Origin of the sequence: Pseudarthrobacter cremeus (assembly GCF_051857465.1) — a bacterium.
Taxonomy (GTDB): domain Bacteria; phylum Actinomycetota; class Actinomycetes; order Actinomycetales; family Micrococcaceae; genus Arthrobacter.
The window spans coordinates 1-1,494 of the sequence record NZ_JBPZHC010000036.1 but is presented as its reverse complement, the minus strand read 5'-3'; the positions used below and the strand labels follow the sequence as shown (position 1 = coordinate 1,494).

The following is a 1,494-nucleotide window of genomic DNA, read 5'->3' as shown; positions in this document are numbered from 1 at the left end:
CCTTGCAAACGGTAATACTGGAACTGGTCTTGAACCGGTGTGACCCACTTGCAAACTGACGTGCCTGCGGGTGCTGTCTTCCCTGTGATCTGTCCGCCGGTTCAAGTTCCGCTATAAGTGCGTTGAGCCAGGCGGACATGACTTCATAGGAGCCTGATTCGACCAGTCCCATTACCGTTTTGTCTGCCCACCTGGCCTACGTGCCCGTCAACTAATCATTGATTATCTCAGGGGTAGTTTCCATTTTGGTAAAAGAACCGCTAAATGTCTTCGTCGGCGTAGACACGCATGCCGATACTCACCACGTCGCCATCATCAGCGAGTACGGCAAACCGCTGGCCGATCAGGAGTTCCTTGCCGTGGGCTCCGGATACCGGAAAATCTTGGAGTTCATTGCCAGTCATGGAACGGCTGCCGCGGTGGGGGTCGAAGGAACCGGCTCATACGGTGCCGGGCTGTCCAAGGTGCTCCGCAGCGAAGGGCTCACAGTCCTGGAGATCAACCGACCAAACCGAGCCCAGCGTCGCCTGAAAGGCAAATCCGATCCCCTGGATGCCTACCAGGCCGCTCAGTCAGTATTGGCGGAACGAGGCCTCTCGACCCCGAAAGCCAAAGACGGACCCGTCGAATGCCTGCGGATCCTACGTACCGCGCGCTCTTCGGCAATGAAAGCCCGCACGGCAGCAATCAATCAGATCAAGGGACTCCTCGTGTCGGCTCCGGACGTTCTCCGGGCAAAATACAGGGGAATGGCCACTCCCGCCATGATCACCGCCCTTCAGCGGACCAGGCCGTCAGGCCATGTAGCCGACCCGGAGTACATGACGCTTCTGACCTTGAAGACCCTGGCCACCCGCTACCAGGCCTTGGCCGAGGAAATCACCGCCGCCGATACTGCCCTGCAAGAAATCCTCGATTCCTATGCGCCCTTGCTCTGCGACCTCCCAGGCGTAGGACCAGACGTTGCCAGCCAGCTCCTCATCACCGTGGGAGACAACCAGGGACGGATCGGAGATGAAGCCCAGTTCGCGGCACTAGTCGGGGTTGCACCCATCCCGGCATCGTCAGGAAAAACAACCCGCCACCGATTGAGCCGAGGCGGTGACCGCAAGGCAAACCGTGCCTTGCATCAAGTGGTCCTGACCCGGATGTCTTCGTGTCCCCGCACGAAAAACTATGTCCGTAAACGCACCACCGAAGGGAAAAGCAAGCGAGAGACCATGCGCTGTCTCAAACGCTACGTATCCCGTGAAATATACCGACAGATATTCAACCCGGAACCGGCGCCAGCCATCACGGACCTACGCCAGAAACGCAAAAGCCTCGGGTTGACCATCAACGCGGTCGCCGCCGAACTCAGCCAATGGCCCTCCATTATCTCCCGCGTCGAACGAGGCATCATCCGCAACGACGAACTCGCAACAAGCTACCGGACATGGCTCGAGGAGCAAGCGACTCAAGAAATGAATTGACAACCATAGGAGCATCACTGGG

Annotated in this window: 1 protein-coding gene; it reads left to right on the top strand. The window is 58.4% G+C overall.

Going from position 1 to position 1,494, the window contains the following annotated elements:
* Positions 1-218 precede the first annotated feature (218 nt).
* The gene (locus ACS5PJ_RS22595) at positions 219-1,472 is read left to right on the top strand and encodes an IS110 family RNA-guided transposase (protein WP_439437076.1); all 1,254 of its coding nucleotides are present in this window, start codon (positions 219-221) and stop codon (positions 1,470-1,472) included.
* The last annotated feature ends 22 nt before the right edge of the window (positions 1,473-1,494 follow it).